Below are 25121 nucleotides of genomic sequence, written 5' to 3'. Positions count from 1 at the left end.
GGTCAGATCCCTTTTCCTCTGGAAAAGGGATCTGACCCCGATCGGTGCCGATCAACCGCGCTGGCGCACGGCTTCGAACAGGCTGACACCGGCAGCGACGGAGACGTTCAGGCTCTCGATCTCGCCCGGCATCGGAATCTTGACCAGACCATCGCAGTTTTCACGGGTCAGGCGACGCAGGCCGTCGGCTTCGCCGCCCAGCACCAGCGCGATGTTGCCCTTCAGATCCAGCTGGTACAGCGAAGCCGTGGCTTCACCGGCCAGTCCGTAGATCCACACACCCTGCTTCTGCAGGTCCTTCAGGCAGCGCGACAGGTTGGTCACCGCCACCACCGGGATCAGATCGGCGGCACCGGCCGAGGTCTTGCGCACGGTGGCATTGACCGTGGCCGACTTGTCCTTGGGGATGATCACTGCAGTCGCACCGGCGGCAGCGGCCGAACGCAGGCAGGCACCGAGGTTGTGCGGGTCCTGCACCTCGTCCAGCACCAGCAGCAGGGCCTTGCCCTCAGCGGCGGTGACCAGGCCTTCCAGCTCGTTCTCGCTGTAGGTACGGGCGGCGGCGTAACGGGCGGCCACGCCCTGGTGCCGCACCGAACCGCCCACGCCATCCAGCGCCTGGCTGTTCACCTTGCGCACGTCGATGCCCTTGCGGCGGGCGTTCTCCTCGATCTCGGTCAGGCGCGGGTTCTTCGCCCCGGCCTCGACCAGCACTTCGCGGACGTTCTCGGCGTCGTTCTCGATGGAGGAGGCGACGGCGTTGACGCCGACGATCCACTGGCTGTTCTTGCTCATGCGGGCGAGGACCGGAAAGGGGGTGGCTATGGTAGAGCATCGGCGGGCCGGGCGCTGCGGCGGGCCCGCCTGTAGAGCCGAGCCTGCACCCGGTGGCCTTGGGTTCAGGCTTCGGCGACCCGCCAGCCGAGCGTGGGCTCGGCTCTACAGGTGCGTTACCGGCTGCGCGGCGGCCAGTGTGGGGTGTCGTGGTCGGGGTGCTGGTGGGACACGATCGTGGCCAGGAAGTCCAGGGCCGCGGCATCGTCCTCGGTACGACGGGCCGGCAGATCGGCCAGCGTATCGACGAACGGCAGCTTGCGCTCAATCGCGTACTGGATCGTCGGCGGCAAGCGCTCGGGTTCGTCAAAGGCGCCAGCCGCCACTGCCACGCCGTCCGGTGCCTCGTAGGTCAGCGGTGTGCCGCAGTCGGCACAGAAGCCGCGCCGCACCACGTTGGAGGACTGGAAACAGCGCGGCTGGCCGCGGGTCCAGCTGAACTGCACGCCGCGCACCGACACCAGTGGCGCGTAGTAGGCACCAAAGGCCTTCTGGCACATCCGGCAATGGCAGATCGAGCTGTCGGTCAGCTCACCGCGCACCTGGAAGCGGATGGCGCCGCACTGGCAGCCGCCGCGGTACTCGGGTTGGCCCTGCATTGCTGCTTTCCTCCGGAAGATCGTGTCGACCAAGCTCGACACCTATCTGATGAGCGGTGCCGATACGGTGGGTGCCAACCCTGGTTGGCACCCACCGTGGATTTTCAGCCGAGCATGGCTCGGCTCTACCCATCAATACTTCTTCTTCGTCCGCTTGGCCGGCTTGCCACGTTCGGGCAGTGGCGGCAGGCCATCGCCTTCGTCCTCGCCCTTGTGCTCGACCAGGCGGAAGTCGATCTTGCGCTCTTCCATGCTGGCCTTCAGCACCAGGATCCGCACGCGGTCGCCCAGCCGGTAGCTGCTGCCACGGCGTTCGCCGGTCAGGGTCTTGCGGGTGGCATCGAACTTGTAATAGTCCTGCGGCAACTGGGTCACGTGCACCAGGCCCTGTACCTTCGACTCATCCAGTTCCACGAACAGGCCGAAGCTGGTCACGCCACTGATCACACCGTCGAACTGGCCGCCCACGTGCTTTTCCATCCACGCGGCGCGGTAGCGCTCGTCGACCTCGCGCTCGGCCTCGTCGGCACGGCGCTCGCGTTCGGAACACTGCAGCGCCAGCGCCGCCATTTCACGTGCGTTGTAGGTGAACTTGTCCAGCGGCTTGCCGGACAGTGCGTGCTTGATCGCACGGTGCACCAGCAGGTCGGGATAGCGACGGATCGGCGAGGTGAAGTGCGCGTACGCCTCCAGCGCCAGGCCGAAGTGGCCGTGATTCTCCGGGCTGTAGATGGCCAGGCTCTGGCTGCGCAGCAGCACCGATTCCAGCAGCGTGGCATCGGGACGGTCGCGGATCTTCTTCAGCAGCTTGGTGTAGTCACCCGGGCGCACCTTCGACCACGGCGGCAGGCTCAGCTTGAACTCCTTGAGGAATTCCAGCAGGTCGGCGTACTTGGTTTCCGGCGGCTTCTCGTGGATGCGATACGGGGCCGGCACGTGGCGCGACAGCAGGTATTTCGCCGCCTCGACGTTGGCCGCGATCATGCACTCCTCGATCAGCTTGTGCGCATCGTTGCGCACCAGCATGCCGGCCTGGGTGACTTCACCGCGGTTGTCCAGCACGAAGCGCACTTCGCTGCTTTCGAACTCGATGGCACCCCGCTTGGCACGTGCCTTGGACAGCACCTTGTACAGCTGGTGCAGGCGCTGCACCTGCGGCAGCAGGTCACCCATCCAGGCCTTGGTATCGGCATCGTCCTCGCCCACCGCCTTCCACACCTGGGTGTAGGTCAGGCGCGCGTGCGAGTTCATCACCGCTTCGTAGAAGCGGGAATGCGTGACCAGGCCGTCGCGGTCGATCTGCATGTCGCAGACGAAGCACATGCGGTCGACCTTGGGCATCAGCGAGCAGATGCCGTTGGACAGCGTCTCCGGCAGCATCGGCACCACGAAACCCGGGAAGTACACCGACGTGGCGCGCTTCTGCGCTTCCTCGTCCAGCGGCGTGCCGGGGCGAACGTAGTTGGAGACATCGGCAATCGCCACCACCAGGCGGAAGCCATCGGCATTCGGTTCGCAGTACACCGCGTCGTCGAAGTCCTTGGCATCCTCACCATCGATGGTCACCAGCGGCGTGCTGCGCAGATCCACGCGGTCGCCGATCATCGCCGGCTCGACCACCATCGGCACCGAGGCGGCTTCGTCCAGCACCTCCTGCGGGAACTCGAACGGCAGCTCGTGGCCGTGGATGGCGGTTTCCACCACCAGCGATGCGGTCAGCTTGTCGCCGAGCACGGCGATGATGCGGCCGATCGGCGGGCGGCGGCTGTCCGGCGCCTGGGTCAGTTCGCAGACCACCAGCTGGCCATCACGCGCACCCCCGGTCTGGTCCGGCGGTACCTGCACGTTGCGCTGCACGCGCTTGTCGTCAGGCACCACGTAGTTGATCCCCATCTCGACGCTGAAGCGGCCGATCAGGCGGGTCATGCCGCGTTCGAGCACGCGCGCAATGCTGCCTTCCCGACGGCCACGGTGGTCGATGCCGGTCACGCGGGCCAGCACCTTGTCACCGTGCATGACCTTGCGCATTTCATACGGGGGCAGGAACAGGTCGTCGCCCCCCTCGACCGGGCGCAGGAAGCCGAACCCTTCCGGGTTGGCGATCACCACGCCGGTGACCAGGTTCAGGGTCTGGATCGGGGCGAAGCCGCCACGGCGGTTCTGCACCAGCTGGCCATCACGGACCATGGCGCCGAGCCGGCGCGACAGCGCTTCGGCACGATCCGGTGCGGTCAGGCCCAGGCGTGCGCCCAGTTCCTCGGCCGTCTGCGGCCCTTCGCAGCGCTCCAGCAGGGCCAGGATGGCCTCGCGGCTTGCGATGGGCTGCTCGTATTTCTCCGCTTCGCGCGCGGCGTAGGGATCGTCGATCACCTTGCCGGTCGGCGGCAGCTTGCGGCCCGGGGCCGGGCCTGGCGCGTCGGTATTGCGGACCTTGCGGCCACGCGGTGGTGCGCCGTCTTCATTCAATTCGGGGAACCAGCCCGGCAACGGCTTGCCCGGTTTGGTGGTGCGGGCCGTGCCCGCCTTGGCGCCCTTCTTCGGAGCTTGGCCGCGGAAGGTGCTCCCGCCCTTGCTTGGTTTTTTGGTAGTCATCGCCCTACATGGTAGCCGTTGACGGCGTGCAGAACGGGTCAGTGGCCGTCTTGAAGGCCTTGCGTGAAAAATATTCAGGAAGTCGTTGACAGCCTGCGGATTCATCTTCACAATTGCGCCTCTGGAACGCCCAGGTGGCGGAATTGGTAGACGCACTAGTTTCAGGTACTAGCGGGTAAAACCGTGGAGGTTCGAGTCCTCTCCTGGGCACCACGTTTCAAGGCTTCGGCCGCACAGAACCCCGCCTTGGCGGGGTTTTTGCGTTGTGCCTCCCCCACGCCAACAATGGCGACATGGAAGCGGGACGCCGCCTTCGGCGTCCCGTCGAATAACCGGCACAAGGGCTAGGGCAGCGGCGGCGGGCCACCCGGAATCGGCGGCATGCCCCCTTCCGCAAGCTGCGGGATCTCCCGCACCGCCTTCCAGGCGGGCAATCCCTCATGCCAGACCAGTGTCTCCACAGTGATGCGACGCTCACGCAGAAGGCGCCACACCTGTTCAAGGGCGTGAGGCCCCGACGCATTGCCGTCCACAGCCAGGAAGTACTGTGTGGTGACGGGAAGCGAGGGAGGCTGTGCCGGCAGCCGCGGGGTCAGCACATCCAGCTGAGTTGCCATGCCCTGCCCCAACCCCAGACCTGCACCGAGCCCCAGCCCGGCCTGCACCGCCGGATTGCCTTCGTTGGCCGCTGCGGTTTTCAACACGTCGATCGACCGGTCGTACTGGTAGATATCGCGCCCCAGCATGTTCAGCTCAGCCGTCTTTTCCTTCAGTTCCTTCAACCGGCGGAAGCTCGGATCGTCTTCCGGTACGTTGACCGAGTGGAAGTAGAAATTGACGAGGCTGACACCGAATTGACCCATCTCTTCATCGATGGCCGCACTGCATTGCGCAGCAATCTCCTCGAGGTGCAGCGCCGCTTCGACGACGGAGATGCGCAGCGTCGTCAGCGCGCGCGCCAGGTGCACGTTGACCGCCTGCAGCACCACCCCGGTGAAGTACTCGACCACCTGCCCGGCCGAAAAGCCGGTCCCCGCCCCCACCAGCGACTCCAGGAACCGCCGCGCGTCGGTGATCCGGAAACCGTACTGGCCATAGGCGCGCACCGGCACGACCACGCCGTATCGGGGATCCTCCAGCTGGATCGGGCGGCGGGTCCCCCACAGGTTGTCCAGCTTCGAGACGAGATTGACGAACCAGACTTCGGCCTGGAACGGACTGTCCATTCCGAACGGCACGCTGGTGAGCGTGGTCAGGAAAGGCAGGTTGTGCGTATCGAGCGTAATCGTTCCTTCGCACACCTCCTCGCGGATGGTGCCGCGGTAGACGAAGAACGCGACCTGGCCGGGCTTCACCACCAGCTGCGAACCCCACCTCAGGCGGGTGGAGGGAAACTTCCAGACGAAGTCCTGCGCAGTGTTCTCGAACGCAACGACATCAATGAGCGCCATGCAGTCAGGCCTCGATCGTGTTGGCAGACAGGCGACGTCGCGCCCACGCAGCCAGCGGTGCAACCAGCAGCACCCGCGTAGCGCCACGGGCCAGCACACTGCCCTCGATCAGGCGAGCCACCGGCGGCGAGCAGCGATAGTAGAGCCTGACAAAGCGGCGGCCCGCCGCTGTCCTGCGCAGCACGCGGTCCCGATACCGCCGCAGCACCCGCACGCTGCCATCCTCGTATGAGCCCATGGCCGCCGTGGCAATGAAACACCCCGTCTTCGCCGGCGGCGGCAGGCCACCGGCCACCGCTTCGGGCCAGGCACTGGCATCGTAGACGTTGTTGTAGAACTGCCTGCAGTACTTCTGGAATCCCTGGCACCAGTCCAGCGGCGGATCCGAATGGACGGTCGCGCCCTGGATGCGCACTTTCAGGACCTGAGCAGCACAGATCGTCTTCAGAAGCGCTTCGGAGATGATGTAACGCCCATTCTCGAAGCAGAACATCTGACCACCGATGTGCTCGACCTGGGTGTCCTGCTCGGTGAACTCGACCCGCTGATTGACCTGATCGCAGTTGAAGAAGATCACACCATCGCGCGCATGGAACCAATCATCGGCACGGATCACCACGCAATCGAGCACAAGGACATCGAGCTCAGCCGTCTTGACACGCCGCAGTGTAAACCGGGCATTGAACGCGCTCAGATTTTCCGAGCTGATGGCGACCTCGTCCAGGTAATCGTGGATGTAGAGGTCGCCCTCTCCCCACATGAACTGCTGGACATGCGTGATTTCAGTCTTTTCGGTGAACTCGTCGAAGGTTTTCTCGACGAAGGAATCTGCTGCATCCGACACTTACACTCCCCCTGTTTGCTGCAAAAGTGCACCGAGCCTCCGCTCGACGTTTTCAATCTTCCGGGCAATGCTTGGATGACCGGTTTCAACCTGCTGCTCGACAAGAAACGCGAGCTCGCGACGCAAGGAGGCCTCCAGGGCACGCGGATCCGCTTCGCCGGCGATCCCGGCATCCATCGCGGGCCGGACCGCCGCCGCCTCTTCCGGCAGGCTTCCACAGTAGGCACACACCCGCATTGCAGCCCGCAGGGGCGCACCGCACGACCGACACTCCACCATTCACTCCTTGCTGCTGCATGCCAGGATCTCGTTTCCAGCCCGACCACGGCAGGCATGCTCCCTGCGCCGCATCGGTCAGCGCTGCATCATCGGGCCAAAACGTGCGGCAATCCAGACGGCAAACGGGTGGGACGCATGGGCCCTGGCTGGCCTTGTGAGCCCCCTCGCAGGCATACCGGGCGCAGGTGTTGACACCTCCGTAACAACACCCCATAATCTCGCTCCTCGACGCCCAGGTGGCGGAATTGGTAGACGCACTAGTTTCAGGTACTAGCGGGTAAAACCGTGGAGGTTCGAGTCCTCTCCTGGGCACCACGTCGAGAATGAGAAAAACCCGCGAAAGCGGGTTTTTTCATGCCCGGAATCCGGCATCAGAACAGCGGCCGCAACACCAGTTCCAGCCCAAGCAGCAGCAGGAACCCGAGGAAACAGGCGCGGAACACCCGTGCGCTGATGCGCTGCCGGATCACTTGGCCCAGCCACATGCCCAGCAGCGCCGGCACCACCGCCAGCGCACTCAGGCCCAGCTGCTGGATGCCGAATGCACCGTGCATCACCAGTCCGGTGGTCAGCGAAATCGTTGACACGGTGAACGCCAGCCCCAGCGCCTGCACCAGTTCCTCGCGCTGCAGCCCCAGCGACTGCAGGTACGGCACCGCCGGCATCACGAACACACCCGTCGCACCAGTGACCACGCCCGACAGCGCACCGACCAGCGGCCCCAGCCAACGCTCGCGCCGTTGCGGTACACGGAATACAGGCGCCAGCAGCGCATAGGCTGCATAGACCACCAGGGCCACGCCCAGGGCAACGCGGGACCCGGTGCGGTCGATCCGCACCAGCAGCGCTGCCGAAGCCAGGGTCACCACCACCACTGCCAGCATCATCGGCCACAGCCGCCGCACGATGCCGCCCAGCGACGGACCGGACACCAATTGCCACGCGTTGGTGACGAAGGTGGGAATGAACAGCATCGACGCCGCTGCCACCGGCGACAGCGTGCCACCGAGCAGGCCCATCGCCACCGTGGGCAAGCCCATGCCGGTCACGCCCTTGACCACGCCGGCCAGCACGAACACCGCCACCAGCAGCATGTAGAAATACGTTGTCTCATTCATGCCTTCATTGGATCGGGCAGATCATCGGCGCACAATGCGGTCTTCCCGCCCCTGCCTTCGGCTGATCCGAAGGCGCCGGCGTTGCGATGAGGGCACCCCATGCGGATGGATATCGCCGACCTGCGTCTGTTCCTGGCCATCGCCGAGGCCGGCAGCATCACCGCCGGCGCAGCACAGGCCAACCTGGCCCTGGGTTCGGCCAGCGAACGCCTGCGCATGATCGAAGCCGACGCAGGCACCGGGTTGTTGAACCGGCATCCGCGCGGCGTCAGCCTGACCGAAGCCGGCGCCGCCCTTGCCCACCATGCACGCCTGATCCTGCAGCAACAGGCACAACTGCGCGGTGAGCTGCAGGCGTTCGCACACGGCGCACGCGGCACCCTGCATCTGTATGCCAATACCGCAGCACTGACCAACTACCTGCCCTCGCGGCTCGCGCCGTGGCTGGCCGAACGCCCGCGCCTGCACGTGGAACTGCTGGAACGCACCAGCCCGGACGTCGTGCGAGCGATCAATGCCGGCCAGGCCGAGGCCGGCATCATCAGCGACGCGGTCGATGCCACCGGCCTGCAGCAGCATGTGGTCGCGGAAGACCCGTTGGTGATGCTGCTGCCCGCAGACCACCGCTTCGCATCGCGGCGCAGCGTGTCCTTCACCGAGGTTGCCAGCGAGACCTTCGTCGCCCTTGCCGACGGCAATGCACTGCAGACCTACATCGAAGGCCAGGCGCGCGACATCGGTCGCCGACTGGACGTGCGCATCCGCATGAAGACCTTCGAAGGCGTGTGCATCATGGTCGGACACGGCATCGGCGTCGGCATCGTGCCGCGTACCCTCGCCCGCCAGCATCGGCGCAGCACGCGTACCGTCGCCGTGCCGCTTGCCGATGCGTGGGCACAACGCCGTTTGTGCGCGTGCTTCGCCCAGTGGGCGCAGCTGTCGCCGGCGATGCGCAGCCTGCTGCTGCACCTGGGCGTGGAGCCGCAGAGAAAAGTGTGAAATGTTGTTGACACCCCCGCTGTCGTTCCTCATAATTCATCTCCTGAGTCGCCCAGGTGGCGGAATTGGTAGACGCACTAGTTTCAGGTACTAGCGGGTAAAACCGTGGAGGTTCGAGTCCTCTCCTGGGCACCACGACTCAAAGTGATCAAACCCGCGAAAGCGGGTTTTTTCGTTTCCGGGGTTTGGCGAGCGTGGCATCGCATCTACCGCTCGAACTGTCGCATCTCGCCCCCCCCCCAGGCGTCACTCGCTGGTGCATACCTCCTCCCGGCGCGCCGTCACCAAACCCTGAACGGCCTCCTTTTGGGTCGCATTTCACGTTACCCGCTCAGTTCGTACTTTTCCTAGTCGGAGATCTACCCGATTCCATTTCGGTGGAAGGCAGATTTACGGGAGCCGGTTGCAGGTCTATCGCCACGACCTGACCAGCGTCCCTTTCCCCAAAAGGATGTCCCCATGCAGCGCACCATCATCTGCCCTCACTGCCACACCGGCTCGAATGACGGCGTACGCGTATGCGTGGGATGCCAGGCCGAGGTCCACTACGGCGCATCGAAGGAGGCCGTAATGTTCGTCTTCGTCGCCGCCATCATCTGCGGCGCCCTGGTCGGCAGCCGATTGCAGGCCACTGCCGGCTGGCTCACGTGTGGCGCCGTACTTGTGGCGGGAATGTGGGCCATTTCCCTATTGTTCCGTGATCGAGTCGTGTTCAAGCGCGTCTATCACACGCGCTGAACCTGCCGCTGCACTCCCCCAACGCCAGGGCCCGTGGGACCCGCGTTGCACAAACAAGGACCCCGCCTTGCGACGGGGTCAAAATACTGCACGTGTTTCCAGGGAGTTTTCAGTGCCCTCCGCCGGCGGCCGCACCTGCGCCTGCGCCGAACGGCGGTTTGGCCAGCCACAGGAACGTGATGATCGCCAGGAAGATCCAGCCCAGCAGGAAGAAGATGTCGTTGAAGCCCATCTGCGAAGCCTGGTGGTTGATCATGTTGTTCAGCACCGCGGCACCGTTCTGCAGGTTGCCCTGCCCCATCGCGGTCACCTGGTCCTGCATGCCCGGCTGATAGGCCGAGATGTGCTCGGTCAGATCCGCATGATGCACCTGGGTACGACGCGCCCACAGCCACGTGGTCAGCGATGCCGCGAAGCTGCCGCCCAGCGTACGCAGGAAGGTGGCCAGGCCGGAACCCGCCGCGATCTCGCGCCCATCCAGGTCCGACAGCAGGATCTGCAGCACGGGCATGAAGAACAGCGCCACGCCGATGCCCATGATCAGCTGTACGCCGGCCACGTGCATGTAGTCCACCTGCAGGTTGAAGTTCGAGCGCAGGAAGCTGGTCATCGACAGCACGATGAAGGCGATCGTGGCCAGCATGCGCATGTCGAAGCGCGATGCATACTTGCCGACGAAGGGGGTCATGATCACTGGCAGGATACCGATCGGCGCCGTCGCCAGGCCCGCCCAGATCGCGGTGTAGCCCATGTCACGCTGCAGCCACTGCGGGATCAGCAGCGCCACGCTGAAGAACGCCGCATAGGCCACCACCATCGCCAGCGTGCCTGCGCGGAAGTTTCGATGCCGGAACAGCTTGAGGTCGACGATCGGATCCTTGTCGGTCAGCTCCCAGATCAGGAAGACCGTCAGCGTCACCACTGCCACGCAGGCCAGCACCACGATCTTCATCGACGAGAACCAGTCCTCGTCGTTGCCCAGATCCAGCACCAGCTGCAGCGCGCCGACACCGATCACCAGAGTGACCAGGCCGACATAGTCCATCTTCGGCTTCTCGATCTGCTCCGGGCGCCCCTTCAGCTGGTTGCCCACCACCAGCGCGGCGAAGATGCCCAGTGGCACGTTGATCAGGAAGATCCATTCCCAGCTGTAGTTGTCGGTGATCCAGCCACCGAGGATCGGGCCGCAGATCGGCGCCACCACGGTGATCATCGCCAGCAGCGCCAGCGCCTGCCCGCGTTTCTCGCGGGGATAGATCGACACCAGCAACGACTGCGTGATCGGGTACATCGGGCCGGCCACGAAGCCCTGCAGTGCACGCGACAGCACCAACATGCCCATGCTCTGGGCCAGGCCGCACAGCAGCGAGGTGATGACGAAGGCCAGCGTGGCCCATACGAACAGCTTGCGTTCGCCGAAGCGGCGGCTGAGCCAGCCGGTCAGCGGCAGCGCGATGGCCGTGCTGACCGCGAACGAGGTGATGACCCACGTCGCCTGCTGCGAACTGGCGCCGAGATTACCGGCGATGGTCGGCAGCGAGACGTTGGCGATGGTGGTGTCGAGCACCTGCATGAACGACGCCATCGCCAGGCCCACGGTGCACAGGGCGACGCTGGGCGGCAGGAATCCGGAGGCCGCTCCCGGCGCCGCCGGTGCGCCCGGAGCGCCGGGCGCGGCTGGAGCTTGTGCGGACATGGCGACCTCAGCCCGCCTTCGCCTGCTGCTGCGGCAGGTTGCCCTGGATGATCGTGTGGATCACCTCGTCGGCATCATGCAGCTGCTTGGCATACACGTCGGTGTCGAACACGGTGCCCTTGGCGGCAGCGGTCGGCAGCACTTCACCCTTCTGGTCACGCAGGCTCACTTCGGCCTTCATCGACAGGCCGATGCGTAGCGGGTGTTCGGCCAGCTGCTTGGCATCGATGGCGATGCGCACCGGCACGCGCTGCACGATCTTGATCCAGTTGCCGCTGGCGTTCTGCGCCGGCAGCAGCGAGAACGCCGAACCGGTGCCCAGGCCCAGGCTCTGGATGCGGCCCTTGTACTTCACGTCACCGGCATACAGGTCCGACTTCAGCTCCACTTCCTGGCCCAGGCGCATGTGGCGCAGCTGGGTTTCCTTGAAGTTGGCCTCGACCCACATCTGCTCGGTCGGCACCACCGCCATCAGGGCGTTGCCCGGCTGCACGCGCTGGCCCACCTGCACCGAACGACGGGCGACATAACCGGTGACCGGCGCGACGATGCCGGCGCGGGCGTTGTTGAGGAAGGCCTGGCGCAGCTGCGCGGCCGCCGCCTGCACGTCCGGCTGGGTGGCGATCACGGTGTCGTCGACCAGCGCGCGGTTGCGCTCGACGGTCTCGCGCGAACCGGCCACGGCCGCTTCGGCGGCGGCCAGCTCATCGCGGGCGTGGGCCAGTTCTTCGTTGGAGATGGCGCCGGTGGCGGCCAGGCCCTTGCGGCGGGCGAAGTCGTCGCGCACGCGCTTCAGGGTCACCTGGCGCGCGTTCAAGTCGGCCTGTGCAGCTTCCACGCTGCGGTACAGACCGCGGGTCTGGCGCACCGTCTTGGCCAGGTTGGCTTCGGCCTGCTGCAGTGCCACCGACGTGTCGGAAGGGTCCAGCTGCACCAGCAGCTGGCCGCGCTCCACGCGCATGCCGTCATCGGCGTTGATGGCGACCACGGTACCGGCCACCAGCGGGGTGATCTGCACCTGGTTGCCCTGCACGTAGGCATCGTCGGTTTCTTCGAACCAACGGCCGAACATGAAGTACCACAGCGCCAGTGCGGCAAGCAGCAGCACGACGATCACGAACAGGCCGCGCAGCAGGTTGCCGCGGCGGTTGGAGGCGGCCGGGGCCGCGGTGTCTTGGGTCTGGCTCATGGCAGGGGTCTTCAGGAATGCGAGGAATCGGAATGGGAGGCGATCGGTGCGCGGTCGGCGTCAGCGGGCTGGAAACCACCCCCCAGCGCCTTGCTCAGGCGCACCGAGGACTGCACCTGCTGCGACTGCAGGCCGGCCAGCTGCTGCTGCGACTGCAACAGCGTGGACTGCGCAGTCAGCACGTCCAGGTAGCTGCCGATGCCGGCGCGGTAGCGCTGCTGGGCCAGGTCGAAGGCCGAGCGTGCGGTGTCCACGGCCTGCTGCTGCGAATGCGCCTGCTGCGCCAGCGAGCGCACCGCGTTGACCTGGTCGGCCACGTCGCGCAGCGCGTCCAGCACGGCCTGGTTGTAGTTGGCCACCGCCAGGTCGTACTGCGCATCGGTGTTGGCCAGGTTGGCACGCAGCTTGCCGCCTTCGAAGATCGGCAGGCTCAGCGCCGGGCCGATGTAGGCGAAGGTGGAGCTGCTCTTCAGCAGGTCGCCCACGTTCGGGGCGACCACGCCGGCGAGCGCGGTCAGGTTGAAGCTCGGGTAGAACTTGGTCCTGGCCACCTTGATCTGCTTGTCGGCCGCTTCCACGCGCCAGCGCGCGGCGACGATGTCGGGGCGACGGCCCAGCAATTCGCTGGGCAGCACGCCCGGCAGCTGCAATGCCACCGGGTTCAGCGGCTGCGGGCGCTGGATCGACAGGCCACGGTCCGGGCCCTTGCCGACCAGTGCCGCCAGCGCGGTGCGGGCGGCGTCGATGCGCTGCTGCGCGGCCTGCACCTGCTGCTGTGCGGCCGGCACGCGGGCTTCGGCCTGGCGCACCTGCAGGTCGCTGTCGATACCGGCGCTGCGGCGCTGGCGGGTCAGCTCCAGCGACTTCTGCGAACGGGTCAGCTCTTCCTCGGCCACGTCATTGAGCTGCCACGCATAGGCCAGCTCGGCATAGGCCTGGGTGATGCCGGTGGACAGGTTCAGGCGGGCGGCCTGGGCTTCGACGGTGGCGGCGTGGGCACCGTCCACGGCGGCTTCCCAGGCGGCGCGCTTGCCGCCCCACAGGTCCACGCCATAGCTGAAGTCGAAGGCGACCTGACTGCTGCCGCCGTAGCGGCCACCCAATTCGCTGCCGACCATCGACTCGGGCAGGCGCAGGCCGGTGTAGCCGCCGGACACCGACAGGCTGGGCAGCTCGTCGGCGCGCGCGGTACCGACCTGGGCCTGGGCCTGGCGCAGACGCGCGTCGGCGGCGTCCAGGCTCGGATGACCGGCCAGGCCCTCGGCAACCAGCGCGTCCAGCTGCGCATCGCCCAGCGCCTTCCACCAGTCCTGCGCCGGGAAGCCGGTGGCGCTCAGGTCGGTGTCGGCCAGGGTGCGTTCGCTGTGCAGGCTGTCCACGTCAAGCACGTGGCCCTGCGGGGTGAGGCCGCGGCTGCTGGCGCAGGCGGCCAAAGCCAGGGCCAGCGCTGACACCAGCAGCGCGCGCCCGGACCGGCGGAGAGTGGGATGCGGGATCGGGTTCATGGGGTCGTCAGTGAATCGCGGATTCGGGTAAGGAGGGACAGCAGCAGCGTGCGCTCGTCGGTGGAAAGATCGCGCAAGGCGTAATCCATCACCGCGTCGCCGCGCAGCTTCAGCCGCGCCCACAACGCGCGGCCTTCATCGGTCAGCACGATCTGCAACGCGCGGCGGTCCTGCGCATGCGGTTCGCGGCGGACGCAGCCCAGCGCCTCCAGCTTGTCCAGCAGGCGGGTGACCGCGCTGGGCACCTGGTCGATGGCCTGGGCCAGCTCGTTGGCGGTGCACGGGGCCATGTGCGAAAGCACCTTCAGCCCGATGTAGTGGGTGAAGCCGATGCCCAGATCTTCTTCGGCCATGGACGCGTCGAGTTGCCGGACCAGGCCGTCGCGCACCTGGCGCAGCAGCAGGCCGAAGCTGGGGGGGGTGGTTGCAGGACAGATCATGGGGGAGCATTCTCTTCCAAAAAAAATATTTCTCAATGGAAATATTCGATCTGGCATCGAATGCTGTGTTGCAGCAGTGGGCTGGATCAGTGAAGGCGCACACCTTAATGGCCCGCTCAGCTGGCCCGGTAGTACAATTAAGCCAATGGATGACACATTTCAGCCAGCGGACATGATGAACAAGGCAGAAATCCCCCCTCCCAAACGCTTGCTCAGGGACGACGCACTGGACTGGTTCGAGCGCAACGATGGCCCGCCGGTGGTCGCTTTCCGCTTCGACAGCCCGCTGGGGCTGGTCCGGGAAGTGGACTGGCACCACCACCAGCGCGCGCAGCTGATCTGTGTCGAACGCGGCCTGCTGACCACCCGCACCTCGCACGGGACGTGGTCTCTGGCGCCGGGCTCGGCCGGCTGGATGCCGCCACTGGAGCCGCATACCGTCACCCTCGACGGCCCGCTGCGTGGCTGGGGCATGGCGCTGGCCGCGCCGGCCTGCGCCACCCTGCCGGCCGATCCCTGCGTGCTGGGCCTGTCCAAGCTGGCGCAGGCGCTGGCTGACCGCATCTGCGAATGGCCGCTGGGCTACGACACCACGCCCGAACGCCAGCACATCATCGAGGTGCTGCTGGACGAGATCCGTACCGCGCCACGCCAGCGCATGCACCTGCCGATGCCGCACGATCGGCGCCTGCTGAAGATCGCCTCGCAGCTGCTGGCCGACCCGTCCGACGAACGCAGCCTGGCCGAATGGGCGCACTGGGCAGGCCTGTCGCCGCGCAGCCTGACCCGCCACTTCCGCGATGAGACCACGCTCAGCTTCGCCCAGTGGCGGCAACAGGCCCGGCTCTCCGAAGCCCTGCGCCAGCTGACCGACGGCCGCAGCGTGGCCGACATCGCCCACGCACTGGGCTTCAGCAGCGCCAGCGCCTTCGTCACCGTGTTCCGCCGCCACTTCGGGCTGCCGCCCGGGCGCTACCTGGCGCGGGCCGGGCATGGCCTGGAAACCGGGCTGGACCCTGCGCGCGGCTTGGCATCCCCCGCCGCATCCGGATAATCACAGGATTGCGAGCGGCGACCGCCGTCGCCGCCTCCCGACAACAGGTAACAACGCCGCATGACCGAACTTGCCCGCCCCGTGTTCCACGGATTCGAACAACTGCCGCTGCGCGAGTACGCCGAACGCGCCTACCTCGACTACTCGATGTACGTGGTCCTGGACCGCGCCCTGCCGTTCATCGGCGACGGCCTGAAGCCAGTGCAGCGCCGCATCATCTATTCGATGAGCGAGCTGGGCCTGAATGCCGCGTCCAAGCCGAAGAAGTCCGCGCGCACCGTCGGTGACGTCATCGGTAAGTACCACCCGCACGGCGACAGCGCGTGCTACGAAGCGCTGGTGCTGATGGCCCAGCCGTTCTCGTACCGCTACCCGCTGATCGAGGGCCAGGGCAACTTCGGCTCCAGCGACGACCCGAAGTCGTTCGCGGCGATGCGTTACACCGAATCCAAGCTGACGCCGATCGCCGAAGTGCTGCTGGGCGAGCTGGGCCAGGGCACCACCGACTGGGCGCCGAACTTCGACGGCACCCTGCAGGAACCGACCTGGATGCCGGCGCGGCTGCCGCACCTGCTGCTGAACGGCACCACCGGCATCGCCGTCGGCATGGCCACCGACGTACCGCCGCACAATCTCAACGAGATCGTCAGCGCGCTGCTGCACCTGCTGGACAACCCCGATGCGACCGTGCGCGACCTGTGCGAACACGTGCAGGGACCGGACTACCCGTCCAGCGCCGAGATCATCACCGCCGCCAACGATCTGCGGAACATGTACGAGACCGGCAACGGCAGCGTGCGTGCACGTGCGACCTTCACCAAGGAAGCCAACAACATCGTGGTGACGGCGCTGCCGTTCCAGGTGTCGCCGTCGAAGGTGATCGAGCAGATCGCCGCGCAGATGCGCGCCAAGAAGCTGCCGTGGCTGGAGGACATCCGTGATGAGTCCGACCACGCCAACCCGGTGCGCGTGGTGCTGGTGCCGCGTTCCAACCGCGTCGACGCCGAGCAGCTGATGGGCCACCTGTTCGCCACCACGGACCTGGAGCGCAGCTACCGCGTCAACCTCAACGTGATCGGGCTGGACGGCCGTCCGCAGGTGAAGAACCTGAAGATGCTGCTCAGCGAATGGCTGACCTTCCGCAGCAACACCGTCACCCGCCGCCTGCAGCACCGCCTGCAGAAGGTCGAGCGCCGCCTGCATCTGTTGGAAGGCCTGCTGGTCGCCTTCCTCAACCTGGACGAGGTGATCCACATCATCCGTACCGAGGACGAACCGAAGGCGGCGCTGATCGCGCGCTTCGGCCTGTCCGAGGAACAGGCCGAGTACATCCTGGAAACCAAGCTGAAGCAGCTGGCCCGCCTGGAGGAGATGAAGATCCGCGGCGAGCAGGACGAGCTGGCCAAGGAGCGCGAGAAGATCCTCGGCATCCTCGACAGCAAGGCCAAGCTTAAGAAGCTGATCCGCGACGAACTGACCGCCGACGCCAAGAAGTTCGGCGACGCCCGTCGCTCGCCGCTGGTGCAGCGCCAGGCGGCGCAGGCCATCGACGAGACCGAGCTGGTGCCGAGCGAGCCGATGACCGTGGTGCTGTCGGAGAAGGGCTGGATCCGTGCCGCCAAGGGCCACGACGTCGATGCATCGGCCCTGTCCTACCGCGAAGGCGACGGACTGCAGGGCGCGGTGCGCGCGCGCAGCACCCAGCAGGTCGCGTTCCTCGACAGCGAGGGCCGCGCCTACTCGACGCCGGTGCACACCCTGCCCTCCGCGCGTGGCAATGGCGAACCGCTGACCGGCCGCTTCTCGCCGGCGCCGGGCACCAGCTTCGTGACCCTGGCCAGCGCCGAGCCGGACACCCGCTTCGTGCTGGCCTCCAGCCATGGTTACGGCTTCGTCACCCGCTTCGAGAACCTGATCGGCCGCAACAAGGCCGGCAAGGCGATGCTGAACCTGTCGGCCGGTTCGTCGGTGCTGACCCCGTCGGCAGTGGCCAACGTCGCCACCGACCGCATCGTGGCGGTGACCAGTTCGGGCAACCTGCTGGCGATCGCCGCCAACGACCTGCCGGAACTGGACAAGGGCAAGGGCAACAAGATCATCGAGATCCCGAAGGCCAAGCTCGCCACCGAACGCGTGGTCGCCATCGTCGCGATCAGCCCGGGGCAGACCCTGCAGGTACGCAGCGGTCAGCGCACGATGGGCCTGAAGTTCAACGAGCTCGACGCCTACCTCGGCGCCCGCGCCACCCGCGGCCACCTGCTGCCGCGCGGCTGGCAGAAGGTGGAAGGGTTGTCGGTGGAATGATGGGTAACGGGGTCGGATCCCTTTCCACGGGGAAGGGCTCTGACCCATCCGACATGGCGAGGGGTCAGATCCGTTTTCGTTGAAAAAGGATCTGACCCCGGACAAGAAAAAGCCGGGGATTCCCCGGCTTTTTCGTTTGTCGGCTGGCGGGCTGTGGAGCGGCTGGCTGGCGAAGGCTGGCTGGCGGTGCTCCGGTGCTGGCGGGCGACAGAACTTTTGTAGAGTCGAGCCATGCTCGACTCGGGTCCAACAGCAGCCGAGCATGGCTCGGCTCTACATGAAACGAGGCAGCCGACCAGCGGTCGGCTCTACCGAAAAGAGCGGTGCCGGCTCAGTGCGCCGGGGCGCCGCTGCCGTCGATCTTGCTCAGCTGGTACAGCTCCAGGCCGATGCGCTTGATCAGGCCCAGCTGCTGTTCCAGCCACCAGGCGTGGTCTTCCTCGGTGTCCTTCAGCTGCGCCAGCAGGATGTCGCGGCTCACGTAGTCGCCCTTCTCCTCGCACAGCTTCATGCCAGCAGCGAGATTGTTCCGAACGGCGTATTCAGTATCGAGATCCTTCTGCAGCATCTCCTCCACGGTCTTGCCGGGCTCGGTGGCATGCGGGCGCATGTCCGGGTCGCCGCCCAGGAACAGGATCCGGCGCAGCAGCGCATCGGCGTGCTGGGTCTCCTCTTCCATCTCGTGGTTCAGGCGTTCGTACAGCGCGAACAGGCCTTGGTCCTCGTAACGGCGGGAATGGATGAAGTACTGGTCGCGGGCAGCAAGCTCGCCGCGCAGCAGTTCCTTCAGGCAGGCGATGACGTCCGGGTTGCCTTTCATGGGGGGGCTCCTGTGAATCAATGTGACATAGGGTGCCGCATTTCAAATTACGGTGATCTAATCGGAATCAGTCGCAGTTGCGCCTGCGGCTACAATCGACCCACGAGTTCGGAAAGGACGTGCGATGCGACGTACATGGCGTTGGGTGCTGGGCGTGTTGATCGCCATCGTGCTGGTCACCGTCCTCGTGCTGTGGCTGCTGCTGCGCGGCAGCCTGGCCGACCTGGACGGCGAGCATCCGCTGCCGGGGCTGGCCAGGCCGGTCACGATCGAGCGCGATGCGCTGGGGGTGGTCACCATCACCGCCGGCAGCCAGGCCGACGCGATGCGTGCGTTGGGCCACGTGCACGCGCAGGAGCGTTATTTCGAGATGGACCTGATGCGCCGCAGCGCTGCAGGCGAGCTGTCGGCGCTGTTCGGCCCGAAGGCCATCGACGCCGACAAGCGCATGCGCGTACACCGGCTGCGCGCACGTACCGAGGCGAACCTGCAGACCGCACTGGGTGACAACGGCGAGGCCGTGCGTGCCTACGTGGACGGGGTCAACGAAGGCCTGGCCGATCTGTCCGTGCGGCCGTGGGCGTACCTGTTGCTGCGGCAATCGCCGCAGCCCTGGCAGGCCAGCGACAGCGTGCTGGCCGGGCTGGCCATGTATGCCGACCTGCAGGATCCGGGCAACCAGACCGAGCTTGCACTGAGCCGCATCCGCGCGGTGGTGCCGCCGGCGCTGTACGCGCTGATCGCCCACGACGGCACTGAATGGGATGCACCGCTGTTCGGCGAACCAACGGGCAACGCCACCCTGCCCGATGCCAGCCAGCTTGACCTGCGCACATTGAAGGGAAAACCCGGCACCGCGCAGGAAGAGGCGGAGGCCGTCGGCAGCAACAACTTCGCGGTGGCCGGGGCACTTACCGCCGATGGCCGCGCGATCGTCGCCGACGACATGCACCTGGGCCTGCGCGCACCAGGCCTGTGGTTCCGCGTGCGCCTGCGCTACCCCGACCCGCAGGCTGCCGGCGGCCAGGTCGATGTCACCGGTTTCTCGCTGCCCGGCCTGCCGGCGGTGATCGTGGGCAGCAACGGGCACGTGGCCTGGGGCTTCACCAACAGCTACATCGACACGGCGGACTACCGGACTGAACCGGCCAACGCCGCGGCGACCGTACATGAAGAACGCATCACCGTAGCCGGCCAGGTCGACGTGGTGTTCCCGGTGCGCGAAACCGCCTGGGGGCCGATCCTGCACACCCATGCCGATGGCAGCGGAGATGCGCTGCGCTGGGTCGCCCACCTGCCCGGAGCCGTGCGGCTGGACTTCGGTGACCTGGCCCGCGCCGGCGATCTGGACGCTGCCCTGCACTTCGCCGACCGCGCCGGCATCCCCGCGCAGAACCTGGTGGTCGGCGACCGCAGCGGACGCATCGCCTGGCGCCTGATCGGTGCCCGCCCGGACCGCGGCCCCGGCTGTGCACCGGCCGGCTTCACGGCCGCCAGCAACCAGGACTGCGCACCGTGGCCGATCCGCAGCGATGCCGCCCCGGCATTGATCGACCCACCCAACCATCGCCTGTGGACCGCCAACGGCCGCGTCCTCGACGGCGAGGCACTGGCCACTGTCGGCAACGGTGGTTATGACCTCGGCGCACGCGCGCGCCAGATCCGCGATCTGTTGGCGACCCAGGAGCGCTTCGACGAGCACGACCTGCTGGCGATCCAGCTCGATGATCGCGCTGTGTTCCTGCAGCGCTGGTGGGCGCTGCTGCACGACGTCATCGAAGGCAGTGACGACCCGGCGCTGAAGCGGCTGAAGGCGGTCAGCCATCAATGGGGCGGGCGCGCCTCAGCCAGTTCGGTGAGCTACCGGGTGGTGCGCGGGTTCCGCACCCACGTGATGGAGACGCTGTCCGAGGCCCTGCTGGCCCCGGCCAATGCGCAGCTGGGTGAGGACTATCTCGAACCGCGCCTGGCGCAGCTGGAAGGCGTGGTCTGGCCGATGCTGCAGCAGCGCCCGGCCCACCTGCTGCCACCGGCATTCAACAGCTGGGATGCCTTGCTGATCGACGCAGCACGGCGTACGGAAGCCGAACTCTCCAGGCAGGGTCCACTGGCCAAGCGCAGCTGGGGCGAGCGCAACACTGCGGCGATCTGCCATCCCATCGCCCGTGCGTTGCCCGGCATCGCCCAGCGCTGGCTGTGCATGCCGGCCGACCGCCTGCCCGGCGACCGCGACATGCCACGCGTGCAGACGCCGAACTTCGGTGCCTCTGAACGCATGGTGGTTTCACCGGGCCACGAGGCCGACGGCATCGTGCACATGCCCGGCGGCCAGAGCGGTCATCCCCTCTCGCCGTACTGGGGCGCCGGCCACGAGGACTGGGTACATGGGCGCCCGACGCCATTCCTGCCGGGCAAGGCACAGCACGTGATGACGCTGGTCCCTGCACCACAGGCGCCAGACTGAGGGAACCAGGCAGCCTGCCGGAAGTTCGCAATTGTTCCTAGAGACACGCTGAAGATTACGTCCTAGAGTTCAGGACTTCTCGATCATCCGAGCAGATCCATGTTGCAGACATCTCTGGAAGCTGCTGTACGCGACAGCATTCAAAGCCAATGTGCAAAGCTGCTGCAGCTTCGGCAGCTGTACAGGTCCGCGTGCACTTCTGTCTACGACACACGGGCACGCGAACAGCAGCCCAAGTCAAAGCTGATCGCCCCTGCAGTCAATGATCCTGCCGAGCCAGAGGCCGCTGTCCATCGCCAAGCGGCCTTGGCAGACGCGATCCTCGGCGCAATGTCGTCGCTCATCGACTACTACGCGATGCTCTGTGCCATCCGCATCGGCGTTCCGGAAAGCAGGATAACCAGCGTGCATCATGACTGGATCCAACACCCCAGGCTCCAGTTGAATGGGAAAAATGCAGGCAAGGCCGATTTGCTACCTGCTTTGGAGGAGTTTTCGGCTGCGTACAACCAAAGATGGAAGGAAGACCAGCAGGATCGTCCCGATTTTTGGCTGGAACTCTATTCGGCATCCATCGAAGATCGACTGAAGACACTTGGCGTAGCGCTTGACCCTGAGCGCGAGGAGGACCTGCCTGGGAGCCCGCTCAAGCAGCTGCGCACCTATTTCTATTACGTCCAGCCACTCATCAGCAACGCGATCAATGGAGAAGGACTGCGATTCAAGCTGTATTCGGAAATCAACAACGTCATCAAACACAACATCAACCGCCCGCCGAGGTCAACATCGGAGACGTTTGATGCGGAGACGCGCTGGTACACGTACATCGAAATTCCACAGAGCAGCCGTCCCTTCCTCAAGGAGGGCGTGCTTCATAGGTTGCTTTCCATGGACTTCGATCAGCTCGGAGTCTGGCTTTCCGAACGCGAGCACTCGCGCCCACGTGCGTGTCCGATAGCACGGCAGCTTGGCATCGACGACAGAATCAGTCTTGACGCCGAGAACGGCATTACCAGCCCCGATCAGGCAACGCTGTATTTCTTCATTGACACCGTGCTCGTCGGAAAGCGTCGTGATGGCATTCTGATCGAGGCAGGCAAGACGCTCAGCAGTACTGCGGCGATGTTGTGCGACACCGTGTTGAACGGCTCAGCGATGGAATGCCAGCCGGCGCATTGCTGCGCCAGCTGACCCAGAATCCCACACCGTGCTGCAATGGTGTGGGGTACTTGATGACGCCGCCTGTCAGGCCAACGCCTGCTCATGCACGCCGGCAATCGCACGGCCGGACGGATCGGCCGCAGCGGCGAAACTGGCATCCCACGCGATCGCCGCGGGCGACGAGCAGGCGATCGACTTTCCGCCCGGCACCGTCTCGGCGGCCGCGCGGCTCGGGAAGAACTGCTCGAACAGGTGGCGATAGTAGTACGCCTCCTTGGTCTGCGGCGGGTTGTGCGGGAAGCGCTTGTCGGCGGCCGCCAGCACGCGGTCGCTCACCTGTGCTTCGGCATGCGCCTTCAGCCCGTCGATCCAACCGTAGCCGACGCCATCGCTGAACTGCTCCTTCTGCCGCCACAGGATGCTGTCGGGCAGATAGCCATCGAACGCCTCGCGCAGCACCGCCTTCTCGATGCGACGGCCACCGAACCCGGCACCGACCATCTTGTGCGCAGCATCGAAGCGCATCGCCACGTCGAGGAATTCACGATCGAGGAACGGCACGCGCGGCTCCACGCCCCAGGCCATCATCGACTTGTTGGCACGCAGGCAATCGTAGTTGTGCAGGGCGTCGAGCTTGCGCACCAGCTCGTCGTGGAATTCGCGCGCGTCCGGCGCCTTGTGGAAGTACAGGTAGCCGCCGAAGATCTCGTCGCTGCCCTCGCCGGACAGCACCATTTTCACGCCCATCGCCTTGATCCGCCGCGCCAGCAGGAACATCGGCGTCGACGCGCGGATGGTGGTGACGTCGTAGGTTTCGATGTGGCGGATCACTTCCGGCAGCGCATCCAGGCCTTCCTCGAAGGTGTACTCGAAGCCGTGATGGACGGTGCCCAGTGCCTCGGCGGCGACCGCAGCGGCGGCCAGGTCGGGCGAGCCCTTCAGCCCGATCGCGAACGAGTGCAGGCGCGGCCACCAGGCTTCGGTCTGGCCCCCGTCTTCGATACGGCCACGCGCATAGCGTGCAGCCACCGCAGCCACCAGCGATGAATCGAGGCCACCGGACAGCAGCACGCCGTACGGCACGTCGCTCATCAGCTGGCGCTCCACCGCGTGCTCGAAAGCCTGGCGCAGTTCGGCCAGGTCGGCCTGGCGGCCCTGCACGTCGGCGTAGTCGCGCCACGGCTGCTGGTAGTAGCGCACCAGCTCGCCGCTGGCACTGTCGAAATAGTGGCCCGGCGGGAACTGCGCGACATCGGCACAGGTATCCGCCAGCGCCTTCATCTCCGACGCCACGCGCAGGCGTCCCTGCGCATCATGGCCCCAGTACAGCGGGACCACGCCCACGGGATCGCGCGCCACCAGCACGCGGCCACTGGCACGGTCCCACAGCGCGAACGCGAAGATGCCGTTGAGCTGCTCCAGCCACTGCGCCGGCGATCCCCCCTGGCGATACAGCGCGTTGATCACTTCGCAGTCCGAGCCGGTCTGGAAGTCGTAGGCGGTGGTCAGCGCGGCCTTCAACGCCTGGTGGTTGTAGATCTCGCCGTTCACCGCCAGCGCCAGCTGGCCATCGGCCGACAGCAGCGGTTGCGAACCGCCGGCCGGATCGACGATGGCCAGCCGCTCGTGGACCAGCAAGGCGCCTTCGTCGAGGTACACGCCGCTCCAATCAGGGCCACGGTGGCGCTGGCGCTGCGACAGTTCCAGCGCGTGACGGCGCAGGGCGGGAAGATCGTCACCGGCCTGCAGGCCGAAGATTCCGAAGATCGAACACATGGTGGAGCTCCTGTTGGGGGATTTCACTGAGGAAGGGGTGTTCGACCGGCCATCCAGGCCCGGGCGGGGCTGCGCCCGGGCACAAAAAAACCCGCATCGGCTGATGCGGGTTTTCTGGTGTCCGGGCGTGTGTTGCTGTCTATCTACCCAGGGCGCAGTCCCGCATCGGCCGCGCGCGATTATTCGCACGCAGATTATTGCGGTTGTTGTTGACGGCGGTGGCCAGGCGGATCGACATGGCATCGACCCTACCCCGGTTTCCGGTGCGGCGCAACAGTTGCGTCGGCAACCACAGGTGGAGCGCATAATGGCCAGCCCTGAAATGTGTAACTGGAATGCAACACCGCACTGGATGCACCGCCACACCGGCCGCCCTGCTCTGCCTCGGCCTCGCCGCCTGCCAGACCCTGCCTCCACCCTCCACGCTGCCGCAGTCCGAGCAGCAGGCTCTGGAACAGCGCGGCAGCGATGGCAGCTTCAAGGGGGCCTTTGATACCGCAGAAACCTTCGAGCGCTTCAACGATCCACGCGCGGTCACGTACTACGAGCGCGCCGCTGCGGTCACGCCCTGGACCTTCCACAACACCAAGGCGGAAGAGGCGCTGGGTCGGATCTGGACCTCCGGCACGCTGCGGCACGCCGACAGCCCCCATATCGACCCTGCACCGGTGCTGCGTGCTTCGTGGCGACGCGGCGAGCGCGCCTACCTGGCCGCGGCAAACCACGGCAATCCCTACGCCTTCCATGAACTGGCCACTGCCTATCGCCAGCACGGCGACGCACAGCAGGCACTGCGCTGGGACCTGCGCGCGATGATCTACCAGCGCTATCCCAGCCGTTCCTCGCGACTGCCGGATGCGCTAGCCGCCCAGGGCGATGCCGTGCATCCGCTGGTTGCGCATATCCAGCGCCGAGCAGCGCGTGGCGATGCCGAGGCCCAGGTGGACCTGGGCGCGTTGCTGGAACGCGGCGTGGGCCTGCCGCGCGATCCGGCGCATGCGCTGCAGCTGTACCAGTGCGCCGGTGAAAAGGGCAATGTGTTCGGCCAGTACTTCGCCGGGCTGCTGCTGGGCCGCAGTGCGCCGGGCGTGGAGAAGGACACCGAGGCGGCGGCACGCTGGTTCGCCCGAGCCGAGGCGCAACGCTTCTACATGGCGGCGCCGAGCTATTGGCAGAAGGCGGTCGAGCCGCCGTTCTTCCTTTTCTCGGAATAGGGCCGGGCTGCCGTTCTGTAGAGCCGAGCCATGCTCGGCTGCTT

Annotated in this window: 20 protein-coding genes and 3 tRNA genes; 10 read left to right on the top strand and 13 right to left on the bottom strand. The window is 66.2% G+C overall.

Going from position 1 to position 25121, the window contains the following annotated elements; genetic code table 11:
* Window positions 1-51: 51 nt before the first annotated feature.
* From rlmB to rnr, 3 genes are all read right to left on the bottom strand, one after another.
* Window positions 52-795, bottom strand: a complete 744-nt coding sequence (gene rlmB, locus QP512_RS06810; RefSeq protein WP_005408775.1) for a 23S rRNA (guanosine(2251)-2'-O)-methyltransferase RlmB — start codon at window positions 793-795, stop codon at window positions 52-54.
* 155 nt (window positions 796-950) lie between these two features.
* The gene (locus QP512_RS06805; RefSeq protein WP_286071457.1) at window positions 951-1433 is read right to left on the bottom strand and encodes a GFA family protein; all 483 of its coding nucleotides are present in this window, start codon (window positions 1431-1433) and stop codon (window positions 951-953) included.
* A gap of 132 nt (window positions 1434-1565) precedes the next feature.
* Window positions 1566-4025: a ribonuclease R gene (gene rnr, locus QP512_RS06800; protein WP_286071456.1), complete on the bottom strand. Its 2460-nt coding sequence runs from the start codon at window positions 4023-4025 to the stop codon at window positions 1566-1568.
* Window positions 4026-4153: 128 nt separating this feature from the next.
* Between rnr and QP512_RS06795 the strand changes: the two genes are divergently transcribed.
* Window positions 4154-4238 (top strand) — tRNA-Leu (locus QP512_RS06795).
* 131 nt (window positions 4239-4369) lie between these two features.
* Here the strand turns inward: QP512_RS06795 and QP512_RS06790 are convergent.
* From QP512_RS06790 to QP512_RS06780, 3 genes are read right to left on the bottom strand one after another with little or no spacing between them, the layout of a single operon-like run.
* Entirely contained in the window at window positions 4370-5476 is a 1107-nt protein-coding gene (locus QP512_RS06790; RefSeq protein ID WP_286071455.1) for an SPFH domain-containing protein, read from the bottom strand.
* 4 nt (window positions 5477-5480) lie between these two features.
* The gene (locus tag QP512_RS06785; RefSeq protein WP_286071454.1) at window positions 5481-6320 is read right to left on the bottom strand and encodes a CFI-box-CTERM domain-containing protein; all 840 of its coding nucleotides are present in this window, start codon (window positions 6318-6320) and stop codon (window positions 5481-5483) included.
* Window positions 6321-6497, bottom strand: coding sequence for a hypothetical protein (locus QP512_RS06780; protein ID WP_286071453.1), 177 nt, complete (start codon window positions 6495-6497; stop codon window positions 6321-6323). It abuts the gene before it with no gap.
* A 332-nt stretch (window positions 6498-6829) separates the two neighbouring features.
* Between QP512_RS06780 and QP512_RS06775 the strand changes: the two genes are divergently transcribed.
* Window positions 6830-6914, top strand: a tRNA-Leu gene (locus QP512_RS06775).
* A 56-nt stretch (window positions 6915-6970) separates the two neighbouring features.
* Here QP512_RS06775 and QP512_RS06770 read toward each other — a convergent pair.
* Window positions 6971-7717, bottom strand: coding sequence for a sulfite exporter TauE/SafE family protein (locus tag QP512_RS06770; RefSeq protein WP_286071452.1), 747 nt, complete (start codon window positions 7715-7717; stop codon window positions 6971-6973).
* 99 nt (window positions 7718-7816) lie between these two features.
* Between QP512_RS06770 and QP512_RS06765 the strand changes: the two genes are divergently transcribed.
* The 3 genes from QP512_RS06765 (at window position 7817) to QP512_RS06755 (ending at window position 9454) form a co-directional block, all read left to right on the top strand.
* Window positions 7817-8716 carry a LysR family transcriptional regulator gene (locus QP512_RS06765; RefSeq protein WP_286071451.1) on the top strand — a complete coding sequence of 300 codons (900 nt, stop codon included), beginning with the start codon at window positions 7817-7819 and terminating at the stop codon, window positions 8714-8716.
* A 50-nt stretch (window positions 8717-8766) separates the two neighbouring features.
* Window positions 8767-8851, top strand: a tRNA-Leu gene (locus QP512_RS06760).
* 324 nt (window positions 8852-9175) lie between these two features.
* Window positions 9176-9454 carry a hypothetical protein gene (locus tag QP512_RS06755; protein ID WP_286071450.1) on the top strand — a complete coding sequence of 93 codons (279 nt, stop codon included), beginning with the start codon at window positions 9176-9178 and terminating at the stop codon, window positions 9452-9454.
* A 109-nt stretch (window positions 9455-9563) separates the two neighbouring features.
* Here the strand turns inward: QP512_RS06755 and emrB are convergent, their stop codons facing one another.
* The 4 genes from emrB to emrR are packed head-to-tail and all read right to left on the bottom strand — an operon-like array spanning window position 9564 to window position 14284.
* On the bottom strand, window positions 9564-11150 hold the full coding sequence (gene emrB / locus QP512_RS06750) for a multidrug efflux MFS transporter permease subunit EmrB (protein WP_286071449.1): 1587 nt from the start codon (window positions 11148-11150) through the stop codon (window positions 9564-9566).
* A gap of 7 nt (window positions 11151-11157) precedes the next feature.
* Window positions 11158-12339, bottom strand: coding sequence for a multidrug efflux MFS transporter periplasmic adaptor subunit EmrA (gene emrA / locus QP512_RS06745; protein ID WP_286071448.1), 1182 nt, complete (start codon window positions 12337-12339; stop codon window positions 11158-11160).
* 11 nt (window positions 12340-12350) lie between these two features.
* On the bottom strand, window positions 12351-13844 hold the full coding sequence (emrC, locus tag QP512_RS06740) for a multidrug efflux transporter outer membrane subunit EmrC (RefSeq protein WP_286071447.1): 1494 nt from the start codon (window positions 13842-13844) through the stop codon (window positions 12351-12353).
* Complete coding sequence (emrR, locus tag QP512_RS06735; RefSeq protein ID WP_049429561.1) at window positions 13841-14284, bottom strand: multidrug efflux system transcriptional regulator EmrR; 444 nt, start codon at window positions 14282-14284, stop codon at window positions 13841-13843. The genes emrC and emrR overlap by 4 nt, the downstream gene beginning before the upstream one ends.
* 172 nt (window positions 14285-14456) lie before the next feature.
* On the opposite strand from emrR, the gene QP512_RS06730 reads away from it, so the two are divergent.
* Together QP512_RS06730 and parC are read left to right on the top strand one after the other, a co-directional pair.
* Complete coding sequence (locus QP512_RS06730; protein WP_049399506.1) at window positions 14457-15338, top strand: helix-turn-helix transcriptional regulator; 882 nt, start codon at window positions 14457-14459, stop codon at window positions 15336-15338.
* Window positions 15339-15398: 60 nt separating this feature from the next.
* On the top strand, window positions 15399-17642 hold the full coding sequence (gene parC / locus QP512_RS06725; protein ID WP_286071446.1) for a DNA topoisomerase IV subunit A: 2244 nt from the start codon (window positions 15399-15401) through the stop codon (window positions 17640-17642).
* 331 nt (window positions 17643-17973) lie between these two features.
* On the opposite strand, the gene bfr is transcribed toward parC, so the two are convergent.
* Window positions 17974-18462, bottom strand: coding sequence for a bacterioferritin (gene bfr / locus QP512_RS06720; RefSeq protein WP_005415872.1), 489 nt, complete (start codon window positions 18460-18462; stop codon window positions 17974-17976).
* A gap of 124 nt (window positions 18463-18586) precedes the next feature.
* On the opposite strand from bfr, the gene QP512_RS06715 reads away from it, so the two are divergent.
* Window positions 18587-20926, top strand: a complete 2340-nt coding sequence (locus QP512_RS06715; protein ID WP_286071445.1) for a penicillin acylase family protein — start codon at window positions 18587-18589, stop codon at window positions 20924-20926.
* Between the two features lie 99 nt (window positions 20927-21025).
* Window positions 21026-22117, top strand: a complete 1092-nt coding sequence (locus QP512_RS06710; RefSeq protein ID WP_286071444.1) for a hypothetical protein — start codon at window positions 21026-21028, stop codon at window positions 22115-22117.
* 54 nt (window positions 22118-22171) lie between these two features.
* Here the strand turns inward: QP512_RS06710 and asnB are convergent, their stop codons facing one another.
* Window positions 22172-23863: an asparagine synthase B gene (gene asnB, locus QP512_RS06705; RefSeq protein ID WP_286071443.1), complete on the bottom strand. Its 1692-nt coding sequence runs from the start codon at window positions 23861-23863 to the stop codon at window positions 22172-22174.
* A 335-nt stretch (window positions 23864-24198) separates the two neighbouring features.
* Between asnB and QP512_RS06700 the strand changes: the two genes are divergently transcribed.
* Window positions 24199-25077, top strand: a complete 879-nt coding sequence (locus QP512_RS06700; RefSeq protein ID WP_286071442.1) for a sel1 repeat family protein — start codon at window positions 24199-24201, stop codon at window positions 25075-25077.
* The last annotated feature ends 44 nt before the right edge of the window (window positions 25078-25121 follow it).

It is taken from the genome of Stenotrophomonas sp. 57 (assembly GCF_030291075.1).
In the GTDB taxonomy this organism is placed as follows: domain Bacteria; phylum Pseudomonadota; class Gammaproteobacteria; order Xanthomonadales; family Xanthomonadaceae; genus Stenotrophomonas.
Note: the sequence above shows the minus strand (reverse complement) of the source record. Positions and strands in the feature narration are given on the sequence as shown.

What these genes read in the sequence shown, in the direction of transcription:
- rlmB (WP_005408775.1), bottom strand. Translation starts at nt 795, where the DNA reads ATGAGCAAGAACAGCCAGTGGATCGTCGGCGTCAACGCCGTCGCCTCC.
- QP512_RS06805 (WP_286071457.1), bottom strand. Translation starts at nt 1,433, where the DNA reads ATGCAGGGCCAACCCGAGTACCGCGGCGGCTGCCAGTGCGGCGCCATC.
- rnr (WP_286071456.1), bottom strand. Translation starts at nt 4,025, where the DNA reads ATGACTACCAAAAAACCAAGCAAGGGCGGGAGCACCTTCCGCGGCCAA.
- QP512_RS06790 (WP_286071455.1), bottom strand. Translation starts at nt 5,476, where the DNA reads ATGGCGCTCATTGATGTCGTTGCGTTCGAGAACACTGCGCAGGACTTC.
- QP512_RS06780 (WP_286071453.1), bottom strand. Translation starts at nt 6,497, where the DNA reads ATGGATGCCGGGATCGCCGGCGAAGCGGATCCGCGTGCCCTGGAGGCC.
- QP512_RS06770 (WP_286071452.1), bottom strand. Translation starts at nt 7,717, where the DNA reads ATGAATGAGACAACGTATTTCTACATGCTGCTGGTGGCGGTGTTCGTG.
- QP512_RS06765 (WP_286071451.1), top strand. Translation starts at nt 7,817, where the DNA reads ATGCGGATGGATATCGCCGACCTGCGTCTGTTCCTGGCCATCGCCGAG.
- QP512_RS06755 (WP_286071450.1), top strand. Translation starts at nt 9,176, where the DNA reads ATGCAGCGCACCATCATCTGCCCTCACTGCCACACCGGCTCGAATGAC.
- emrB (WP_286071449.1), bottom strand. Translation starts at nt 11,150, where the DNA reads ATGTCCGCACAAGCTCCAGCCGCGCCCGGCGCTCCGGGCGCACCGGCG.
- emrA (WP_286071448.1), bottom strand. Translation starts at nt 12,339, where the DNA reads ATGAGCCAGACCCAAGACACCGCGGCCCCGGCCGCCTCCAACCGCCGC.
- emrC (WP_286071447.1), bottom strand. Translation starts at nt 13,844, where the DNA reads ATGAACCCGATCCCGCATCCCACTCTCCGCCGGTCCGGGCGCGCGCTG.
- emrR (WP_049429561.1), bottom strand. Translation starts at nt 14,284, where the DNA reads ATGATCTGTCCTGCAACCACCCCCCCCAGCTTCGGCCTGCTGCTGCGC.
- QP512_RS06730 (WP_049399506.1), top strand. Translation starts at nt 14,457, where the DNA reads ATGATGAACAAGGCAGAAATCCCCCCTCCCAAACGCTTGCTCAGGGAC.
- parC (WP_286071446.1), top strand. Translation starts at nt 15,399, where the DNA reads ATGACCGAACTTGCCCGCCCCGTGTTCCACGGATTCGAACAACTGCCG.
- bfr (WP_005415872.1), bottom strand. Translation starts at nt 18,462, where the DNA reads ATGAAAGGCAACCCGGACGTCATCGCCTGCCTGAAGGAACTGCTGCGC.
- QP512_RS06715 (WP_286071445.1), top strand. Translation starts at nt 18,587, where the DNA reads ATGCGACGTACATGGCGTTGGGTGCTGGGCGTGTTGATCGCCATCGTG.
- QP512_RS06710 (WP_286071444.1), top strand. Translation starts at nt 21,026, where the DNA reads ATGTTGCAGACATCTCTGGAAGCTGCTGTACGCGACAGCATTCAAAGC.
- asnB (WP_286071443.1), bottom strand. Translation starts at nt 23,863, where the DNA reads ATGTGTTCGATCTTCGGAATCTTCGGCCTGCAGGCCGGTGACGATCTT.
- QP512_RS06700 (WP_286071442.1), top strand. Translation starts at nt 24,199, where the DNA reads ATGCAACACCGCACTGGATGCACCGCCACACCGGCCGCCCTGCTCTGC.